Here is a 19,648-nt window from a genome sequence, read left to right as displayed (position 1 = left end):
GTTCCTTTTTACAAGATGGGGTCGGAAAGCGTGTCCGCGTTGCGGCGGGCATTTTCTTCGGCCGCTTCGGTTTCAAGTTGTTTGCGCTCGGCCAGTTTGAAAAACGGCAGCCAGACCAGGGCGGAAATAACCAGCGTGCAGATGGACCAGATCACGGCAGGGATATTGCCGCCGGTCACGAACCATGCGGCGAAAATCGGCGGCATGGTCCAGGGGATCTGTAAGACGGGGCGACCAATGATGTCGAAGTACATCAGCGACCAGGTTGAGATGCACAGGATCATCGGCGTCAGGGTAAACGGGATCATCAGCAGTGGGTTGAAGACTATCGGGCAACCGAAAATGACAGGTTCGTTAATACAAAATATCGCGGAGGGCAGGGAGAGCTTACCCACTGATTTGTACAGCCGACTGCGGGAACGCAGCATGGCAATGACCAGCCCCATGGTCGCGCCCGTTCCGCCCAGGCACATAAAGACGATATAAAACCCGTCGGCGGTAATATGGGGAATGGGCTGATGATGCAGATAGGCCTGAGTATTTTCAGCGATGTATTTCAGGAAAATGGGACTGGTGATGCCGGAAAGCACGTTGTCGCCATGTATGCCGCAGCACCACAGCAGCGAAATCAGAAAAATAAGCACCAGCATGCCCGGCAGCGAACCGAGGCCGGAGACGAGCGGGCTGAGCAGCAGGGTGAAGAAGTGGTTGATATCAAAATTCAGGATGACCCTAATCGGCCAGATCAGAGTGATTGCTACCGCGGCGGGGATCAGGCTCGCAAAAGATTGCGCCACGGCAGGAGGCACGCCCTCCGGCAGGGTGATCACGACGTTGTGCCGGATAAAAAATCGCACGATGTGCACCGTCAAAATCGCCAGGATGATGGCAGAAAACAGCCCCGCCGCACCAAGATTGTCAACGTTGAGCTGATAGCTGTCGTTGAGTTGCGCCAGTAAGAAAACCACCAGCGTGACTATGCAGCAGGTGATAGCGTTGAGGTTGTACTCCTTCGCGAGGTTGTAGCTGATACCCACCGCAGAAATCAGCCCTATCGCACCAAAGGTAACGCCCACCGGGGCGCTGAGCTTTTCGGCAAACGGGCCAAGCCATTCACTCCAGCCGGGTATCGGTAGATTCGCGAGAATGAGAAACAGGCTACCGGTGATGGTGAAGGGTAAGGTCAGCGCAATACCGTTGCGCACGGCGACCAGTATTTTATTTTCGCCTACGCGAATCAGTACAGGAATGACTCTGTGCTCAAGAAATGTAATCACATTGCTTACTCCAGAAGAGATTTCTGCTCTCCCGCCGCTGTTGATGTTATCAGGCTTTGCTGGCGGATTTTTCAACTGGTATATACCAGTTGAATGCAGTTTTTCACGGTTCTTTTAGCCTGTCAAACAGGCATGTAATGCGGTGCAGATGTGATTATTTGTCTGAAAATAAAGGGTTTTTGAAAGGGTAAAACGGTGGGGAGACGCTTCAGGGCAGGAAAATGAATCGCAGAACTGTGACGCTGGCTGCACTATTTCTGTAGGGCAGACGGGCCAGCGCGTTGCCAGCCCGGGAGGACATCAGGCTTCGTAGAAATTATAAATCCCCGCCGCCATCACCAGCGATGACGCCACTTCGTACGCTTTTTCGCGCCCGACCAGCAGGTCAATAATCTTCAGGCCAAAATCAATGGCGGTGCCAGGCCCCTGGCTGGTGAGCAGGTTAACACGCGGATCCCAGACCACACGTTTATCCACCCACTGGTCTTCCGGAATTGTGTCCTTCAGGCCAGGGAAGCCGGTCATATTGCCGATGGGGAAAATGTCGTGCGGAACCAGCACCGTACCCGCGGCCGCACAGATTGCCGCGACGATACGCCCGGAAAGATGAAACTGACGAACGGTTTCAACCAGCAGCGGGCTGTCGCGGAAACACTCTGCCCCCTTCAGCCCACCCGGCAAAACGATCATGTCGTAATCACCGTCCGCCACCTGTACAAGCGGTGCATCCGCCAGGATCTTCACCCCACGCGAGCAGGTAATCGCCAGACTTCCGTCGCTGGCGACGCTGGCGGTAGTAACCTTAATACCACCACGCACCATCAAATCAATGGTGGTGACCGCTTCTGTCTCTTCGCTACCAGGGGCGAGGCATACCAGTGCCGATGCGCTCATACTCACTCTCCTTTCGTTTTACTAACTCAAACAGACGGCTGTTTTCCGCAACGGTAATGCCGTGTGCCCGGGCGCGTTTTAACAGATAACCGGTAATGTAATCAATTTCGGTATGCCGCATAGCCCGGATATCCTGCAACATTGAGGAGATATTTTCTGCCGTACTCTCAATGACCTGGTCGACATAATAACGTAAATCGGACTCTGAGGTGTGGTAGCCTTCGCGTTCAATGACGGCGGCAACTTCCCGGCAAATCAGCGCTACCCGATCGGGATGCTGGCGCAGTTCACCGTTAGGGCAATCCAGCAGGGCGGTCAGCGGATTGATCGCGCAGTTCACCGCCAGTTTGCGCCACAGTTCCGCGCGAATGTTATTGTGCCAGGCGACGTCAGGCAGCGTGCTTTGCAGGGTATCCGCAAGATAGCTGTAATCGCCGGGCTGTTCACGCGCAGGACCGATATGGGTGATACCACTGGCAACATGGATAATGACGTTACCGTCGCGACGTGCCGCGTGGGTGGTTGTCCCCATCAGCAGCGGTTGCCGGACAGATTTTAGCTCTTCAATGGTACCCATACCGTTGTGAATCAGCAGGATTGGCGTGCTTTCAGGTAACTGGGCGGCCAGGCTTTTCACCGCATCGGAGACCTGCCAGGCCTTCAGCGTGACCAGCAGCAAATCGCTGGTGGCAAGAAATTCCGGATCGTTTGCCGTCAAAGACTCGTTAAAAATTGAACCGTCTGTACCAATTACGTTCACACTGCAATAGGGCTGGGGAATTCGCAGCCAGCCCTGAACGTCGTGTCCCTGTTTGCATAGCGCTGTAAGCCAGAGTTGGCCAAGGGCTCCGCATCCAAGCACTGTTACTTTCATCGTTCCTCCTCACCTGCAACGGTGCCAGGTGCTATGACGCTAAGTATAGCGCCATCAGCTAAGCTTCTCGTTATGCCTCGTTGCGGGTATTATGCAACGCAACAAAAATGAAGGGAGAAGAAAAGATGCCATCTTTCGATATTGTTTCTGAAGTTGATTTGCAGGAAGCGCGTAACGGCGTAGAAAATGCTGTCCGTGAGGTTGAGTCACGTTTCGATTTTCGTGGCGTTGAGGCGACCATTGAACTGAACGACGCGAACAAGACGATCAAAGTCCTGAGCGAGTCTGATTTCCAGGTCAACCAGTTGCTGGATATCCTGCGCGCCAAGCTGCTCAAGCGCGGCATTGAAGGGACCTCACTCGATGTACCGGAAGATTTTGTTCACAGCGGCAAAACCTGGTTTGTGGAAGCGAAGCTGAAGCAGGGGATTGAGAGCGCGGTACAGAAAAAAATCGTTAAGCTTATCAAAGACAGTAAGCTCAAAGTGCAGGCGCAGATCCAGGGTGAAGAGATCCGCGTGACCGGAAAATCCCGTGATGACCTGCAATCCGTGATGGCGCTGGTGCGTGGCGGCGATCTCGGTCAGCCATTCCAGTTTAAAAACTTCCGCGATTAAGACAATCATGCCCGGCTAAACCGGGCATTTTTTCAGGCCTTCAGCGCCTGCTCCACCTCAAAGCGGTTAGTCACTTTGCTGTCAATTTTGACATAAGCACTGCGCTCTTCCGGGACAATCAACACTTCGCTCACGCCCTCTGTCGCTTCCAGACGCTGTTTTAACGCGTCACCGATTGCCACGTCATCGGGAATTTCTACCCGCAGGCTACTCACATAGCGCGGCTCTTTCATGGTGCTGGCAACAAACAGCCAGAGCATCGCCAGCAGCGCACCGACGAGGAAAACGGTCTGGGAGTCAAACAGACCGTCCACCCAGCCGCCGAGCGACCCGCCGATCGCCACGCCGAGAAACTGGCTGGTGGAGTAAATGCCCATCGCGGTGCCTTTGTATCCTGCCGGAGACTCTTTGCTGATAAGCGACGGCAGCAGGGCTTCCATCAGATTAAACGCCAGAAAGAACAGCTGTACGCCGGCGATCAGTTCCCAGAAATGCGGGCCAGCGCCCCACAGCACAATCTCGGCAATCAGCAATAACGCCACGCAGCCCACGAAGACGCGTTTCATTTTGCGCTTCACTTCGGCGTAAATAATGAAGGGCACAACGGAGACAAACGAGATCAGCATTGTGACCAGATAAATTTTCCAGTGCTCTGCCGCCGGGAAACCTGCTGCGGCAAGTTGACCGGGCAGGGCGACGAAGGTGGACATCAGCAGAATGTGCAGGCACATAATGCCGAAGTTCAGCTTAAGCAGGCGCGGCTCGGCGATGACTTTGCTGAAGCAGCCTTTCACCATCCCGGATTCACGGTTGAGGACGTGGTTTTTACTGTCAGGCACAACCCACAGCGTGAGTGCGATCCCGATGGTCGCCAGCACCGCAATCATCCAGAACAGGGCGTGCAGGCCGAGCGCATGAGTGATAACAGGCCCCAGCACCATGGCGATGGCAAACGTGACGCCGAAGCTGACGCCGATAAACGCCATGGCTTTGGTGCGGTTTTGCTCGCGGGTTAAGTCTGACAGCAGCGCCATCACGGCGGCGGCAATCGCCCCGGAACCTTGCAGGGCGCGCCCAAGAATAATTCCCCAGATGGAGTGGGAGAGGGCGGCGATGATGCTGCCAAGTACAAACACCAGCAGCCCGCCGACAATCAGCGGTTTGCGACCCACGCGGTCGGAGAGCAGGCCAAAGGGGATCTGGAATATCGCCTGCGCCAGGCCGTAGATACCAATCGCCAGACCAATCAGCGCTTCGCTGGCACCCTGTAACGCCATGCCATATGTGGTCAGAACGGGCAGGACCATAAACATGCCAAGCATCCGCAGCGAGAAAACAGTCCCTAAACCCCAGGTCGCACGCAGTTCGCCTGGCGTCATCTTATAATCGTTCATTACCACCTCAGTTCAAAAGCAGGCCATAGTGTAGTGCGGGGAAGGGGCCGGGTAAATAAAGGCTTATTTAACAAATATTACATGCGTGATTAATGGATTTTGTGAATAAAAAAGGGTGCCGAAGCACCCTTTTCATCATCACATAAACTTACCAGACGTAAGTCAGCAGGTTTTGCGAGTCCGGCACCATGAAGTCTACGGACATCATCACGGACAGGGAGGTGATGGCGACAATCGAGAACACAAACAGCTTGCGTGCCCAGACCTTGTCATCTTCCACTTTGTAACCGCGCAGGGCCATGCCGAGCCACCAGACGCTCACCGCAGCTGCTACCACCAGATATTTATATCCGGCGTAACCGCCCAGAGAGAGCATCAGCGTTGCCACGGCAAAAGCGATGATGTAGAGCGTAATGTGGTTCTTGGCAACCGAAATGCCTTTCACGACCGGCAGAACCGGAATGTTCGCCGCCTGATAATCCTTAAAGCGGAAAATCGCGATGGCGTAAGAGTGCGGCATCTGCCACAGGCTAAAGATAGCCAGCAGGATAGCCGCACCGCTGTCGAACTCGTTCGTGACGGCGCAGTAGCCAATCACCGGCGGCGCCGCGCCGGAGAGAGAACCAATCAGCGTGCCGTAGACGGAGTGACGTTTCATATACAGGCTGTAGACGCCCACATACACCACGAACCCCATCACCCCCAGCCAGCAGGCCAGCGGGTTAGCACCAAACCACAGCAGCATAAAGCCAGCAATACCCAGCAAGGTGGCGTACACCAGCGAGACGGAAGGAGCAATCAGGCCTTTAACCAGCACCCGATTTTTGGTCCTTTCCATCTTCTTGTCGATATCCATGTCGATGTAGTTGTTAAATACACAACCGGACGCAACCACCAGTGACACACCGACCAGCGTGTAAATAAAGAGGGTGTAATCAATGCTGCCTTTAGAGGCCAGCAGGAACCCTCCGATTACGGAGATCAGGTTGCCAAAGATGATGCCTGGTTTCGTGACTTGCAGGTATTGCTTAAACATACTCGCCGCTCTTAGTGAACCATCATGTTGTAGTTAAGGTTCCACATAATCCAGATGGAACCGACTACCAGGATAGCGATGATAATCACGGTAAAGATAAAGGCCGTCATGTTCCAGCCTTCATCGGACTTGGTGTTCATGTGCAGGAAGCAAACCAGATGCACCAGAATCTGAATCACCGCGGTCACCAGGATTGCGCCCAGGATAACCGGCTTAGATGCAGAACCGTTCATCACCATCCAGAACGGGATCACCGTCAGAATGATCGACAGGATGAAACCTGTCATGTAGGTTTTTACGCTGCCGTGGGAAGCGCCATGATCGTTAGAATGACTCATTACATCGCCCCCATCAGATAGACAACAGAGAACACACAGATCCATACCACGTCCAGGAAGTGCCAGAACAGGCTCAGGCACATAATACGGGTACGGTTAGTACTGGTCAGGCCGCGACGGGAGATCTGGAACATCAGCACCGCCATCCAGATCAGACCCGAGGTCACGTGCAGACCGTGGGTGCCTACCAGCGCGAAGAACGCTGACAGGAAGCCGCTACGATCCGGGCCGAAACCTTCCATGATCAGGTGATGGAATTCATAGATTTCCATCCCGATAAAGCCAGCACCAAACAGCCAGGTCAACGCCAGCCAGGAGACAACCTGGCTCTTGTTGTTTTTGTACATGGCGATAGCCGCCATGCCGTAGGTGATGGAGCTGAATAACAGCAGTGCGGTTTCAACCAGAACGAACGGCAGTTCAAAGATGTCCTTACCGGTCGGGCCGCCCGCTGTGCCGTTCACCAGAACGGCATAGGTTGCGAACAGACAGCAGAACAGGATGCAGTCGCTCATCAGGTAGATCCAGAAACCGAAGACTTTCGTCGGTCCTGTATCATGGTGCGCATGTTCATGCGCGTGGGCAGTTGAGTGCGCCAGAGTATCAGTTGCCATTTTTCAGCCCCGCTTTAGAAATCTCGTCAAAATGCTGGTTTTCCAGCTTTTCAACTTCACGGACTGGTACGTAGTAGTCCACGTCCTCGTCAAAGCTCTTTACAATCCAGCTGATTACGATGCCAGCGAAGCCAACAATCGCCATCCACCAGATGTGCCAGATCATTGCGAAACCAAATACCGTTGCGAAAGCGGCAATAACCATGCCCGCGGCGCTGTTTTTCGGCATATGGATCTCTTCGTAATGCTCAGGTTGCTTGTACGCTTCACCTTTTTCTTTCATTTCCCAGAATGCATCACGCTCGTGAATGTGCGGCACTACGGCAAAGTTATAGAACGGAGGCGGAGAAGAGGTCGCCCACTCCAGCGTACGGCCACCCCACGGGTCACCGGTCAGGTCGCGGTTCAGGTTACGGTCACGGATAGACACGTAGTACTGAATCAGCTGGCACAGAATACCGCAGGCAATCAGCGCTGCGCCGCCCGCTGCAACCATCAGCATTGGGTGGAACTGCGGATCGATCTGCTGGCTCAGACGACGGGTCATCCCCATGAAGCCCAGCACGTACAGCGGCATAAACGCCACGAAGAAGCCGATGATCCAGAACCAGAACGCGCGTTTACCCCATTTTTCGTTCAGGGTGAAACCGAACGCTTTTGGCCACCAGTAGGTCACACCAGCGAAGCAGCCGAAGACCACGCCACCGATGATAACGTTATGGAAGTGCGCAATCAGGAACAGGCTGTTGTGCAGAACGAAGTCAGCACCTGGTACCGCTAGCAGTACGCCGGTCATCCCACCTACGGAGAAGGTCACGATGAAGCCGATGGTCCACAGCATAGCTGAGTGGAACACGATACGACCCTGGTACATGGTGAACAGCCAGTTGAAGATCTTAACCCCGGTCGGGATCGCGATAATCATGGTGGTAATACCGAAGAAGGCGTTTACGTTGGCGCCCGCACCCATGGTGAAGAAGTGGTGCAGCCAGACGATGAACGACAGTACGGTAATACATACGGTTGCCCACACCAGAGAGGTGTAACCAAACAGGCGTTTACGCGAGAAGGTTGCCGCGATTTCGGAGAACACACCGAACACCGGCAGAACCAGGATGTACACTTCCGGGTGACCCCAGGCCCAAATCAGGTTGATGTACATCATCATGTTGCCACCCATATCATTCGTGAAGAAATGGGTGCCCAGATAGCGATCCAGGGTCAGCAGCGCGATGGTGACGGTCAGAATTGGGAACGACGCGATAATCAGGACGTTGGCGCACAGAGATGCCCAGGTAAATACTGGCATCTTGAACATCGTCATACCTGGTGCACGCATCTTCAGGATGGTCACGAAGAAGTTAATACCGGTCAGGGTGGTACCGACACCGGAGAGCTGAAGCGCCCAAATCCAGTAGTCAACGCCCACGCCCGGACTGTACTCAATTCCTGATAGCGGCGGGTAGGCCAGCCAGCCAGTCTGAGCAAATTCGCCCACACCCAGTGACAGGTTAACCAGGATAACGCCGACAACCGTGAACCAGAAGCTCAGGTTGTTCAGGAACGGGAACGCAACGTCGCGCGCGCCGATTTGCAGCGGAACGACCACGTTCATCAGACCGATTACCAGCGGCATCGCCACGAAGAAGATCATGATAACGCCGTGGGCGGTAAAGATCTGATCGTAGTGGTGCGGTGGCAGGAAGCCGGCTTCGCCCGCAGACGCAAGCGCCTGCTGGCTACGCATCATGATTGCATCCGCAAAGCCACGAATTAACATGACGATACCGACGATGCAGTACATGATACCGAGTTTTTTGTGGTCAACCGAAGTCAGCCACTCATTCCACAGGTAGCTCCACTTACCGAAGTAAGTGATCAGGCCAACTAAGGCCGCGCCACCAATGATAATTGCAGCCACCGTAACCATAATAATCGGTTCATGGTAGGGCACTGCATCCAGTGTCAATTTTCCGAACATTTTCTTCCTCGGCCCCTTAGTGAGCGGTTTCCGCGTGGCTCATGTCCATGCCTTCCATACCCTGGTGCGTGTTGTGCTCGCCTTCAGGCTGGGTCATGTCCATGCTCATGCCGTGATCCATAAATTTGCCAATAACGTCTTTGAACAGATTCGGTTTCACGTTAGAGAAGTACTCCACCTTGTTGTATTCGCTAGGTGCAGCCACTTTTTCGAACGCCGCCATGTCAGACATGGTGTTTGGAGACTGCTTCGCTTTTGCAACCCACTGGTCGAAAGTCGCGCGGTCTGGCGTAGCGATAGCTTTGAACTTCATACCCGAGAAGCCCGGGCCACTATAGCTGGCGGAGATACCGTCGTAGGTGCCTGCTTCATTCGCGATCAGGTGCAGGTTAGTCTGCATACCGGCCATCGCGTAAATCTGGCTGCCCAGACGTGGGATGAAGAAGGAGTTCATTACGGAGTTGGAGGTCACTTTGAACTGAACCGGAGTGTTCGCCGGGAAGGCGATTTCATTCACGGTAGCAATGCCCTGTTCTGGATAGATGAAGAACCATTTCCAGTCCATGGAGACCACTTCAATGGTAATAGGTTTTTCATCGTGAACCAGCGGTTTGCTCGGCTCAAGTGCGTGAGTGGTTTTCCAGGTCAGTACAGCAAGGAACAGGATGATCAGAATAGGTACCGTCCAGACCACAGCTTCCACTTTATTGGAGTGTGACCAGTTAGGGCTATACTTCGCATCTTTATTGCTCGCACGATACTTCCAGGCGAAACCAACAGCCATCAAGATGGCAGGAATAACCACAATCAACATCAGGCCAAAAGCCGTCAGTATCAATGAACGTTGTTCCAGTCCAATCTGTCCTTTGGGGTCTAGTAGTGCAGAATCGCAGCCACTGAGTAATACAGTGCCTGCGAATAATGACAACCATCCCAAACTTTTATTGTATTTCCTGAGTCTCATTTAACGACCTCAATTCCACGGGAGTCTGGTGGCGTTTAAAGTGTGGGGGCATTTTACGGGAAGGTTACATTACTGTAAACATCATTAGCCCTGTGTCAGGAAGGTGTTACCGGGTTCTGCCGCACATGTCACAAGTGTTGCAAATTATGTCGCGTTTCCCGGGGGAAGCCGCACGGAGCGGGCGTTATAACGAAAGGGTGCCCCAGCATACCGCAAAAGGGACAATTGGTATAACCATTGTGAAAAATACACAAATAATTAACAATTAATTATCAATAACAAGACAACTAAAAAACGAAAATTCAATCTTTCGAATGCTGAATCGTTTAACGGAAAATAGCGTAGCGAAATAAGCTCCAATAATTTCCGAATGCTATCCCGCACAAAACAACAAATATTTTTTTTGCCGATGGCGGTTATTTCGCCGTTATAATTTCGTGTCGTTATTACAACGGGAAATAACCTTTCGCTTTTTACTTCATGTCATCTGCGTTTTCCGCAATGACATGAAATCCAGCATCCCACCGGTCAGGATACCCACGATGGCGAGTAACACCCCTGCATCAAGCAGCTGGGTTTCAAACGGAAGCGACAAGGTGGTCGTCGCATTCAAGATGAGTACCGCGAGCCACACTATCAGCGCAAGACAACCAGCCATCAGCAGACGCAGGGCAAACCGATAGGCAGCCTGATATTCCGTGCGCGGCATGAAGTGTTCCGTCCGCTGGGTATATTCCAGCGTCTGGCGACAGACCAGCAGCAATAAAATCCCCGGCACGGCCGCCACCACTGAGAAGAGATAAAACGTCGGCCAGCCGTGGGCTTCAACAAACCAGCCCGCGACGGGGCCAACGTATACGCGCCCGACGGCAGAAAGGGCAGACAGTAGCGCAAACTGGGTGGCAGAAAATGACTTATTGCACAGCGTCATCAGCAGGGCGACAAATGCCGCAGTGCCCATACCGCCACACAGGTTTTCAAAGAATACCGCCGTCGCCATGCTGATCATATGCTTGTCGGTGATCGACAGCAGCCAGTAACCGGCATTCGATGCGCCCTGAAGGATGCCGAAGATCAGCAGAGCGCGGAACAGCGTCAGGCGCTGCATCAATACACCGCCGTACAGCGCGCCGACGATCGTGGCAAACAGTCCCAGGGTTTTGTTCACCACGCCGACTTCGCCCGCATCAAACCCGACGCCGCGGATCAGGAAGGTGGTGGTCAGACTCATGGCGAAAGCGTCGCCAAGCTTATAAAGGACAATCAGCAGCAGGATCAGCCAGGCATTATTGCGACCAAAGAAGTCGCGGAGCGGTGCGGCGACGGCCTGCTCCAGCGAGCGGGGGACCGGAATCACATCGCTCGGTTCGGGCGCGAATAGCGTGGCAATAATGCAGGGGATCAGCAGAGCGGCCATCAGCCAGTACATTCCCTGCCAGCCGAGATAGCGGTCGGCAAGCCAGAGGGCCAGCCCGCCGGAAACCAGCATACCCAGGCGGTAGCCAAGCACGCTGATTGCCGCACCGGCGCCACGCTCTTCCGCTGGCAGGACGTCCGTCTTCCAGGCGTCAAAAACAATGTCCTGCGAAGCGGAACAGAAGGCGATGACTACCGCAAGCGCGGCCATCCAGCGCAGCTGTGTTGACGGCTCAAGGAAACCCATTGCGGCAATGGCCAGTAACAGCAGCACCTGCGTCATCACTAACCAGCCGCGACGGCGCCCGAGGAACGGTGGGGTATAGCGATCCATCACCGGCGACCACAGGAACTTAAAGACGTAAGCCTGGCCGACGAGCGAGAAGAAACCAATGGTTTTAAGATCGATGTTCTCAACCGTCATCCACGCCTGTAACGTGCCGGAGGTGAGCGCAAGCGGTAAACCGGAGGCGAAACCAAGGATCAGCAGAATAGCTGATTTCGGTTGCTGGAAAATGCGTAAGTAGTGACTGGACATGTTCTTATGAACTGACCCGGTGAAGCACCGGGCCAGTCAGCAGGATTAACGGGCGTTCTGCTTGATGAAGTCGTGAATGCTGGTGTCCTGTGCCATGTCGGCAATGGTGTCAGTCAGCACGCTGTTAACCGCGTCAGCGATATTTTTGTTGGAGGCCTGGAATGCGCCTTCAACGGAATAGCTTGCACGGTAGTTTTTGTTCATTTTGTTGCCGTTCTTCGCGGTAGCGATGATGGCGATATCGGCTTTGGTCGCAATGTTGTAGCGAACGTTACCCTGGGAGACGTCAGCGTACAGGTTGTTCACGATGATTTGCAGATCAACCGCGCCGCTTGGGCCAATCATGTAGCCACGGGAGGTCATCTGTTTTTCCAGCACTTCCTGCAACAGGAAGCGCAGGTCGCGGGAGGCGGTCAGCGTGACCTGCTGGTTGTCGCGAGTCACTTTCGCCAGCGCCTGGTCCTGACGCTGATCGGCGCCATTAATGCTGACCGTGACGCCCATAAGGCTTGGATCCTGCTGAGGCAGGGTAATTTTTGGTGAAACGTCAATGGTCGTCGGCGGAGTCGCGCAGCCGGCGAGCATAAAGAGTGCTACCAACGGAAAGAAGAGTTTTTTTAACATTTTCGGGTTCTCAACGAATCGTAAGCAAAGAGAGAAAAATTGCCGCCATCATAACATCGCTAACGGCCAGGGGAAGTGGTCAACGCATGTAAATTCATCGCCTTGTCCGAAAACTGACCACCTTTCCGCTTTTCTCTGCCTGTAAGTGACAAAACGTATGAACCTCATAGTGAACTTCATTCGTTTGGATGAGAAAATCAGACGAAAGCTAAATATTTGTTGTCAAGGTGTAATGGAACCGGTAAAAGCGGCTAATATTTAAAGGGATGGGTGACATCTTAGCGTTGTCGGAGGAGTGATTTCATGATGATACGTGAACAGATAGAAGAAAAATTAAGGGCAGCGTTCAACCCTGTGTTTCTCGAAGTTGTCGACGAAAGCTATCGTCATAACGTGCCGGCAGGTTCTGAAAGCCACTTTAAAGTGGTTCTGGTCAGCGATCGCTTCACGGGAGAACGTTTCCTGAACCGACACCGCTTGATCTACAGCACCTTGACGGAAGAACTCTCCACAACCGTACATGCGCTGGCGCTGCATACCTACACCATTAAGGAATGGGAAGGGCTACAGGATACGGTATTCGCATCACCGCCTTGTCGGGGTGCAGGCACCATCGCCTGATAAATCGGATTTGCAACCGCCGGAGTTTTTCCAGTATGTTGCTTACAGATTTCGTCAAAACGGCCTTCGGGCCGTTTTGTTTTGTCTGAGTTTTGAGCGGATGGCGCGTTTTTAAGGCTAAAAATAGCCTTAAAGTGTGAAAAAAGCCGCAGCAACATGCTCCAACCGTTCTCGACTCACCTAAGTGATGCCGCTATAATGCCGCGTCTTATTGAATGTCTTCGGGATGATTCTGGCGACAGGGAATGTGAATCTGCACATAAGAGAGCATCCCGGTATAACAGACAGATTCAGAGTTGACCGAGCACTGTGATTTTTTTGAGGTAACAAGATGCAAGTTTCAGTTGAAACCACTCAAGGCCTTGGCCGCCGTGTAACGATTACTATCGCTGCTGACAGCATCGAAACTGCTGTGAAAAGCGAGCTGGTCAACGTAGCAAAAAAAGTACGTATTGACGGCTTCCGCAAGGGCAAAGTACCAATGAATGTTGTTGCTCAGCGTTATGGCGCTTCCGTGCGTCAAGATGTGCTGGGTGAACTGATGAGCCGCAACTTTATCGACGCGATCATCAAAGAAAAAATCAATCCAGCCGGCGCGCCGAACTACGTTCCAGGTGAATACAAGCAGGGCGAAGACTTCACCTACTCCGTAGAGTTCGAAGTGTACCCGGAAGTTGAGCTGAAAGGTCTGGAATCTATCGAAGTTGAAAAACCGATCGTTTCCGTGACTGACGAAGACGTTGACGGCATGCTGGATACCCTGCGCAAGCAGCAGGCGAACTGGAAAGAGAAAGAAGGCGCTGTTGACGCGGAAGACCGCGTAACCATCGACTTCACCGGTTCTGTAGACGGCGAAGAGTTCGAAGGCGGTAAAGCGTCTGACTTCGTACTGGCGATGGGCCAGGGTCGTATGATCCCAGGCTTCGAAGACGGTATCAAAGGCCACAAAGCGGGCGAAGAGTTCACCATTGACGTGACCTTCCCTGAAGAATACCACGCTGAAAACCTGAAAGGTAAAGCAGCGAAGTTCGTTATCAACCTGAAGAAAGTGGAAGAGCGCGAACTGCCAGAACTGACTGAAGAATTCATCAAGCGTTTCGGCGTGGAAGATGGTTCTGTTGCGGGCCTGCGTACCGAAGTGCGTAAAAACATGGAGCGCGAGCTGAACGGCGCTGTACGTAACCGCGTGAAGTCTCAGGCGATTGAAGGTCTGGTGAAAGCGAACGACATCGACGTTCCTGCTGCCCTGATCGACAGCGAAATCGACGTTCTGCGCCGTCAGGCTGCACAGCGCTTCGGTGGCAACCAGCAGCAAGCGATGGAACTGCCACGCGAGCTGTTCGAAGAGCAAGCGAAACGTCGCGTTGTTGTCGGCCTGCTGCTGGGCGAAGTGATTCGTACCCACGAGCTGAAAGCTGACGAAGAGCGTGTGAAAGGCCTGATCGAAGAGATGGCTTCTGCATACGAAGATCCATCAGAAGTGATCGAGTTCTACGGCAAGAACAAAGAGCTGATGGACAACATGCGCAACGTCGCACTGGAAGAGCAGGCTGTTGAAGCGGTACTGGCGAAAGCGAAAGTGACCGAAAAAGAGACCTCTTTCACCGAACTGATGAACCAGCAGGCGTAATTTCGCCCCGACGGTTTAAAGTTTGAACAAAAAACCCGTTGCCCTCCGGCGACGGGTTTTTTTTATCACAGCTTTAGTCCTGGAAGGGTGCTAAAACGCCCTTTCAGTGTTAGCGTTACAACAAAACGTTGTTATGCTTGAAATAGGGCATAACGACCCCCATTAGTATGTAATCACGATGATTGAGACTGGCTGATAATCCGTCCATAAGGTTACAATCAGTACAGCAGGTGTTTTCAATTTTGAACCAGGAGACGGAAATGTCATACAGTGGCGAACGAGATAACTTTGCACCCCATATGGCGCTGGTGCCAATGGTTATTGAACAGACCTCACGCGGTGAGCGTTCTTTCGATATCTATTCCCGTCTGCTCAAGGAACGCGTTATCTTTCTGACCGGCCAGGTGGAAGACCATATGGCTAACCTGATCGTGGCGCAGATGCTGTTCCTGGAAGCGGAAAACCCGGAAAAAGACATTTACCTGTACATCAACTCGCCAGGCGGTGTGATTACGGCGGGCATGTCAATTTATGACACCATGCAATTCATCAAGCCGGATGTCAGCACCATCTGTATGGGGCAGGCGGCATCCATGGGTGCTTTCCTGTTAACCGCAGGGGCGAAAGGTAAGCGTTTCTGCCTGCCTAACTCGCGCGTGATGATTCACCAGCCGCTGGGTGGTTACCAGGGCCAGGCGACGGATATTGAAATCCACGCCCGAGAAATTCTGAAAGTAAAAGCGCGCATGAATGAACTTATGGCGCAGCATACGGGTCAACCTCTCGAGCAGATCGAGCGCGATACCGAGCGCGATCGCTTCCTCTCTGCACCAGAGGCAGTTGAGTACGGCTTAGTCGACTCCATTTTGACCCATCGTAATTGATGCCCGCGACGCGAGTGTGCCGCTATACTAAGGTAGGGCGGCACGTTGCCTGTAAGCAGCTTGCGTCTGAGAATGGCATTTGCGTCGTCATGTGCGGCACATAGAACTTAAAAAAGAGGTTTGGACTCATGACAGATAAACGCAAAGATGGTTCGGGCAAACTGCTGTACTGCTCTTTTTGCGGCAAAAGCCAGCATGAAGTGCGTAAACTGATTGCCGGGCCGTCCGTGTATATCTGCGACGAATGCGTCGATTTATGTAACGACATCATTCGCGAAGAGATTAAAGAAGTCGCGCCGCACCGTGAGCGCAGCGCGTTACCAACGCCACACGAGATTCGCCACCACCTGGACGACTATGTCATTGGTCAGGAGCAGGCGAAAAAAGTGCTGGCGGTGGCGGTATACAACCACTACAAACGTCTGCGTAACGGCGATACCAGCAATGGCGTAGAGCTGGGCAAAAGTAACATTCTGCTGATCGGGCCTACGGGTTCTGGTAAAACCCTGCTGGCGGAAACGCTGGCGCGCCTGCTGGATGTTCCGTTCACCATGGCGGACGCCACCACCCTGACCGAAGCCGGTTATGTGGGTGAAGACGTTGAAAATATTATCCAGAAGCTGCTCCAGAAGTGCGATTACGACGTACAGAAAGCCCAGCGCGGGATCGTCTATATCGATGAGATCGACAAAATCTCCCGTAAATCAGACAACCCGTCGATCACCCGTGACGTCTCGGGCGAGGGCGTGCAGCAGGCGCTGCTGAAGCTGATCGAAGGTACGGTTGCGGCTGTTCCACCGCAGGGTGGGCGTAAACATCCGCAGCAGGAATTCTTGCAGGTTGATACCTCCAAGATCCTGTTTATCTGTGGTGGTGCGTTTGCAGGCCTGGATAAAGTGATCTCTCACCGTGTGGAAACCGGCTCCGGCATTGGTTTTGGCGCAACGGTGAAAGCCACGTCTGAAAAACCAAATGAAGGTCAGCTGCTGGCGCAGGTTGAACCGGAAGATCTGATCAAATTCGGTTTGATTCCAGAATTTATCGGCCGTCTGCCGGTTGTGGCGACCCTGAACGAACTGAGCGAAGACGCGCTGATTCAGATCCTGAAAGAGCCGAAAAACGCGCTGACCAAGCAGTATCAGGCGCTGTTTAATCTGGAAGGCGTTGAGCTGGAATTCCGTGACGAAGCACTGGACGCGATTGCCAAGAAAGCGATGGCGCGTAAAACCGGTGCTCGTGGCCTGCGTTCTATCGTAGAAGCAGCATTGCTCGACACGATGTACGATCTTCCTTCTATGGAAGACGTTGAAAAAGTCGTGATCGACGAGTCCGTCATTGGTGGCCAGTCCAAGCCGTTACTGATTTACGGTAAACCGGAAGCGCAGCAGGCATCTGGCGAATAATTCACCATTTCATACAATCAGTTAATCAAAAAGGGGGGATTTTATCTCCCCTTTACTTTTTCCGTATTCATGGCGTTGAATGTATGGGAAACATCCCCATATACTGGATTACATGTTAATGGTTGTGTGAAGCACAGTTACATGACCAGTTTACCTGGCGGACACTAAACTAAGAGAGAGCTCTATGAATCCTGAGCGTTCTGAACGCATTGAAATCCCCGTATTGCCGTTGCGCGATGTGGTGGTTTATCCGCACATGGTCATACCCTTATTTGTAGGGCGGGAAAAATCTATCCGTTGCCTCGAAGCCGCCATGGATCATGATAAAAAAATCATGTTGGTCGCGCAGAAGGAAGCATCAACGGATGAGCCGGGTGTAAACGATCTTTTCACCGTCGGGACCGTGGCCTCTATTTTGCAGATGCTGAAGCTGCCAGACGGCACCGTGAAGGTGCTGGTGGAAGGCTTACAGCGTGCGCGTATTACCACTCTGTCAGACGATGGCGAGCACTTCTCTGCGAAGGCAGAGTACCTTGATTCACCGGAACTTGATGAGCGCGAACAGGAAGTGCTGGTACGCACCGCGATCAGCCAGTTCGAAGGCTACATCAAGCTGAATAAGAAAATCCCACCTGAAGTGCTGACGTCGCTGAACAGCATCGACGATCCTGCACGTCTGGCGGATACCATCGCTGCGCACATGCCGCTGAAGCTGGCTGACAAACAGTCCGTGCTGGAAATGTCCGACGTTAACGAACGTCTGGAATACCTGATGGCGATGATGGAGTCTGAGATCGATCTGCTCCAGGTTGAGAAGCGCATTCGCAACCGCGTCAAAAAGCAGATGGAAAAATCGCAGCGTGAGTACTATCTGAACGAGCAAATGAAAGCCATTCAGAAAGAGCTCGGCGAGATGGACGATGCGCCGGATGAAAACGAAGCGCTGAAGCGTAAGATCGACGCGGCGAAGATGCCGAAAGAGGCGAAAGAGAAAGCCGAAGCTGAGTTGCAGAAGCTGAAAATGATGTCTCCGATGTCGGCAGAGGCGACCGTCGTGCGCGGCTATATTGAGTGGATGGTGCAGGTTCCGTGGAATGCCCGCAGCAAGGTCAAAAAAGACCTGCGTCAGGCGCAGGAAATCCTCGATACCGACCACTACGGCCTGGAACGCGTGAAAGACCGCATTCTTGAGTACCTCGCGGTACAGAGCCGTGTGAACAAAATCAAAGGTCCAATTCTGTGCCTGGTAGGGCCTCCAGGCGTGGGTAAAACCTCTCTGGGCCAGTCCATCGCCAAAGCGACCGGACGTAAGTATATCCGTATGGCGCTGGGCGGCGTACGCGATGAAGCGGAAATCCGCGGCCATCGTCGCACCTATATCGGTTCCATGCCGGGCAAGCTGATCCAGAAGATGGCGAAAGTGGGGGTTAAAAACCCGCTGTTCCTGCTCGATGAGATCGACAAAATGTCTTCGGACATGCGTGGCGATCCGGCGTCGGCGCTGCTGGAAGTGCTTGATCCAGAACAGAACGTGGCGTTCAGCGATCACTACCTGGAAGTGGACTACGACCTGAGCGATGTGATGTTCGTGGCGACCTCCAACTCCATGAACATTCCGGCCCCGCTGCTGGACCGTATGGAAGTGATCCGTCTCTCCGGTTATACCGAAGATGAGAAGCTGAACATTGCTAAGCAGCACCTGCTGCCGAAACAGATTGAGCGTAACGCGCTGAAAGCCAACGAGCTGACCGTCGAGGACAGCGCGATTATTGGCATCATTCGCTATTACACCCGTGAAGCGGGCGTGCGTAGCCTCGAGCGTGAGATCTCTAAGCTGTGCCGTAAGGCGGTGAAACAGCTGCTGCTGGATAAGAGCCTGAAGCACATTGTGATTAACGGCGACAATCTGCATGCTTACCTTGGCGTTCAGCGCTTCGACTACGGTCGTGCGGACAACGAAAACCGCGTTGGTCAGGTGACCGGTCTGGCATGGACGGAAGTGGGCGGCGATCTGCTGACCATCGAAACCGCCTGTGTCCCGGGCAAAGGCAAGCTGACCTACACCGGTTCACTGGGTGAAGTGATGCAGGAGTCCATCCAGGCGGCGCTGACCGTGGTGCGCGCGCGCGCGGAAAAACTGGGTATCAACCCGGATTTCTACGAAAAACGCGACATTCACGTTCACGTTCCGGAAGGGGCGACGCCGAAAGATGGCCCAAGCGCGGGTATTGCCATGTGTACGGCGCTGGTTTCCTGCCTGACAGGGAACCCGGTTCGTGCTGATGTGGCCATGACCGGTGAAATTACGCTGCGTGGTCAGGTACTGCCTATCGGCGGGTTAAAAGAAAAACTGCTGGCGGCACACCGCGGTGGGATCAAAACCGTATTGATCCCTTACGAAAATAAACGCGATCTAGAAGAGATTCCGGACAACGTTATTGCCGATTTGCAGATCCATCCGGTGAAACGCATTGAGGAAGTTCTGACTCTCGCACTGCAAAATGAACCGTCCGGAATGCAGGTTGTAACCGCAAAATAGTGAC

At 53.3% G+C, this 19,648-nt stretch carries 17 protein-coding genes; 6 read left to right on the top strand and 11 right to left on the bottom strand.

Annotation, left to right across the window (positions count from 1 at the left end):
- Positions 1–8: 8 nt before the first annotated feature.
- The 3 genes from ACJTMZ_RS08385 to panE form a co-directional block, all read right to left on the bottom strand.
- Complete coding sequence (locus tag ACJTMZ_RS08385; RefSeq protein ID WP_408626899.1) at positions 9–1,277, bottom strand: PTS sugar transporter subunit IIC; 1,269 nt, start codon at positions 1,275–1,277, stop codon at positions 9–11.
- Between the two features lie 300 nt (positions 1,278–1,577).
- Positions 1,578–2,171 carry a protein deglycase YajL gene (gene yajL / locus ACJTMZ_RS08380; protein ID WP_015571288.1) on the bottom strand — a complete coding sequence of 198 codons (594 nt, stop codon included), beginning with the start codon at positions 2,169–2,171 and terminating at the stop codon, positions 1,578–1,580.
- Positions 2,134–3,045, bottom strand: a complete 912-nt coding sequence (panE, locus tag ACJTMZ_RS08375; RefSeq protein ID WP_047051146.1) for a 2-dehydropantoate 2-reductase — start codon at positions 3,043–3,045, stop codon at positions 2,134–2,136. Before panE ends, yajL begins: the two co-directional genes overlap by 38 nt.
- Positions 3,046–3,170: 125 nt before the next feature.
- Here panE and ACJTMZ_RS08370 point away from each other — a divergent pair, with 125 nt between their 5' ends.
- Positions 3,171–3,662: a YajQ family cyclic di-GMP-binding protein gene (locus tag ACJTMZ_RS08370; protein WP_017383179.1), complete on the top strand. Its 492-nt coding sequence runs from the start codon at positions 3,171–3,173 to the stop codon at positions 3,660–3,662.
- A gap of 32 nt (positions 3,663–3,694) precedes the next feature.
- On the opposite strand, the gene ACJTMZ_RS08365 is transcribed toward ACJTMZ_RS08370, so the two are convergent.
- The 8 genes from ACJTMZ_RS08365 to ACJTMZ_RS08330 all read right to left on the bottom strand — a co-directional run bounded on the left by ACJTMZ_RS08365 (position 3,695) and on the right by ACJTMZ_RS08330 (position 12,567).
- Positions 3,695–5,056: an MFS transporter gene (locus ACJTMZ_RS08365; protein WP_252010929.1), complete on the bottom strand. Its 1,362-nt coding sequence runs from the start codon at positions 5,054–5,056 to the stop codon at positions 3,695–3,697.
- 148 nt (positions 5,057–5,204) lie between these two features.
- A complete protein-coding gene (gene cyoE / locus ACJTMZ_RS08360) occupies positions 5,205–6,092 on the bottom strand; it encodes a heme o synthase (RefSeq protein WP_252010928.1) in 888 nt (295 codons plus the stop codon).
- 11 nt (positions 6,093–6,103) lie between these two features.
- Positions 6,104–6,430: a cytochrome o ubiquinol oxidase subunit IV gene (locus ACJTMZ_RS08355; protein WP_006809888.1), complete on the bottom strand. Its 327-nt coding sequence runs from the start codon at positions 6,428–6,430 to the stop codon at positions 6,104–6,106.
- Positions 6,430–7,044 (bottom strand): cytochrome o ubiquinol oxidase subunit III, encoded by a 615-nt coding sequence (locus tag ACJTMZ_RS08350; protein ID WP_003859057.1) that lies wholly within the window; start codon positions 7,042–7,044, stop codon positions 6,430–6,432. The genes ACJTMZ_RS08355 and ACJTMZ_RS08350 overlap by 1 nt, the downstream gene beginning before the upstream one ends.
- Positions 7,034–9,025 (bottom strand): cytochrome o ubiquinol oxidase subunit I, encoded by a 1,992-nt coding sequence (cyoB, locus tag ACJTMZ_RS08345; protein WP_017383189.1) that lies wholly within the window; start codon positions 9,023–9,025, stop codon positions 7,034–7,036. The genes ACJTMZ_RS08350 and cyoB overlap by 11 nt, the downstream gene beginning before the upstream one ends.
- A 16-nt stretch (positions 9,026–9,041) precedes the next feature.
- Complete coding sequence (cyoA, locus tag ACJTMZ_RS08340; protein WP_006809886.1) at positions 9,042–9,989, bottom strand: cytochrome o ubiquinol oxidase subunit II; 948 nt, start codon at positions 9,987–9,989, stop codon at positions 9,042–9,044.
- A 478-nt stretch (positions 9,990–10,467) separates the two neighbouring features.
- Entirely contained in the window at positions 10,468–11,943 is a 1,476-nt protein-coding gene (gene ampG / locus ACJTMZ_RS08335) for a muropeptide MFS transporter AmpG (protein WP_047718592.1), read from the bottom strand.
- 45 nt (positions 11,944–11,988) lie between these two features.
- Positions 11,989–12,567, bottom strand: a complete 579-nt coding sequence (locus ACJTMZ_RS08330; protein ID WP_003859052.1) for a lipoprotein — start codon at positions 12,565–12,567, stop codon at positions 11,989–11,991.
- 303 nt (positions 12,568–12,870) lie between these two features.
- Here ACJTMZ_RS08330 and bolA point away from each other — a divergent pair, with 303 nt between their 5' ends.
- From bolA to lon, 5 genes are all read left to right on the top strand, one after another.
- Complete coding sequence (bolA, locus tag ACJTMZ_RS08325) at positions 12,871–13,188, top strand: transcriptional regulator BolA (protein ID WP_003859051.1); 318 nt, start codon at positions 12,871–12,873, stop codon at positions 13,186–13,188.
- Positions 13,189–13,519: 331 nt separating this feature from the next.
- Entirely contained in the window at positions 13,520–14,818 is a 1,299-nt protein-coding gene (gene tig / locus ACJTMZ_RS08320) for a trigger factor (protein ID WP_015571277.1), read from the top strand.
- A 260-nt stretch (positions 14,819–15,078) separates the two neighbouring features.
- Entirely contained in the window at positions 15,079–15,702 is a 624-nt protein-coding gene (gene clpP, locus ACJTMZ_RS08315) for an ATP-dependent Clp endopeptidase proteolytic subunit ClpP (protein WP_006809880.1), read from the top strand.
- A gap of 128 nt (positions 15,703–15,830) precedes the next feature.
- Positions 15,831–17,105: an ATP-dependent protease ATP-binding subunit ClpX gene (clpX, locus tag ACJTMZ_RS08310; protein ID WP_015571275.1), complete on the top strand. Its 1,275-nt coding sequence runs from the start codon at positions 15,831–15,833 to the stop codon at positions 17,103–17,105.
- A 184-nt stretch (positions 17,106–17,289) separates the two neighbouring features.
- Positions 17,290–19,644 (top strand): endopeptidase La, encoded by a 2,355-nt coding sequence (gene lon, locus ACJTMZ_RS08305; RefSeq protein ID WP_014882775.1) that lies wholly within the window; start codon positions 17,290–17,292, stop codon positions 19,642–19,644.
- Positions 19,645–19,648 lie beyond the last annotated feature (4 nt).

The sequence above is a fragment of the Enterobacter sp. DN genome, from assembly GCF_046054285.1.
In the GTDB taxonomy this organism is placed as follows: Bacteria; Pseudomonadota; Gammaproteobacteria; order Enterobacterales; family Enterobacteriaceae; genus Enterobacter; species Enterobacter hormaechei_C.
Note: the sequence above shows the minus strand (reverse complement) of the source record. Positions and strands in the feature narration are given on the sequence as shown.

What these genes read in the sequence shown, in the direction of transcription:
- yajL (WP_015571288.1), bottom strand. Translation starts at nt 2,171, where the DNA reads ATGAGCGCATCGGCACTGGTATGCCTCGCCCCTGGTAGCGAAGAGACA.
- panE (WP_047051146.1), bottom strand. Translation starts at nt 3,045, where the DNA reads ATGAAAGTAACAGTGCTTGGATGCGGAGCCCTTGGCCAACTCTGGCTT.
- ACJTMZ_RS08370 (WP_017383179.1), top strand. Translation starts at nt 3,171, where the DNA reads ATGCCATCTTTCGATATTGTTTCTGAAGTTGATTTGCAGGAAGCGCGT.
- ACJTMZ_RS08365 (WP_252010929.1), bottom strand. Translation starts at nt 5,056, where the DNA reads ATGAACGATTATAAGATGACGCCAGGCGAACTGCGTGCGACCTGGGGT.
- cyoE (WP_252010928.1), bottom strand. Translation starts at nt 6,092, where the DNA reads ATGTTTAAGCAATACCTGCAAGTCACGAAACCAGGCATCATCTTTGGC.
- ACJTMZ_RS08355 (WP_006809888.1), bottom strand. Translation starts at nt 6,430, where the DNA reads ATGAGTCATTCTAACGATCATGGCGCTTCCCACGGCAGCGTAAAAACC.
- ACJTMZ_RS08350 (WP_003859057.1), bottom strand. Translation starts at nt 7,044, where the DNA reads ATGGCAACTGATACTCTGGCGCACTCAACTGCCCACGCGCATGAACAT.
- cyoB (WP_017383189.1), bottom strand. Translation starts at nt 9,025, where the DNA reads ATGTTCGGAAAATTGACACTGGATGCAGTGCCCTACCATGAACCGATT.
- cyoA (WP_006809886.1), bottom strand. Translation starts at nt 9,989, where the DNA reads ATGAGACTCAGGAAATACAATAAAAGTTTGGGATGGTTGTCATTATTC.
- ampG (WP_047718592.1), bottom strand. Translation starts at nt 11,943, where the DNA reads ATGTCCAGTCACTACTTACGCATTTTCCAGCAACCGAAATCAGCTATT.
- ACJTMZ_RS08330 (WP_003859052.1), bottom strand. Translation starts at nt 12,567, where the DNA reads ATGTTAAAAAAACTCTTCTTTCCGTTGGTAGCACTCTTTATGCTCGCC.
- bolA (WP_003859051.1), top strand. Translation starts at nt 12,871, where the DNA reads ATGATGATACGTGAACAGATAGAAGAAAAATTAAGGGCAGCGTTCAAC.
- tig (WP_015571277.1), top strand. Translation starts at nt 13,520, where the DNA reads ATGCAAGTTTCAGTTGAAACCACTCAAGGCCTTGGCCGCCGTGTAACG.
- clpP (WP_006809880.1), top strand. Translation starts at nt 15,079, where the DNA reads ATGTCATACAGTGGCGAACGAGATAACTTTGCACCCCATATGGCGCTG.
- clpX (WP_015571275.1), top strand. Translation starts at nt 15,831, where the DNA reads ATGACAGATAAACGCAAAGATGGTTCGGGCAAACTGCTGTACTGCTCT.
- lon (WP_014882775.1), top strand. Translation starts at nt 17,290, where the DNA reads ATGAATCCTGAGCGTTCTGAACGCATTGAAATCCCCGTATTGCCGTTG.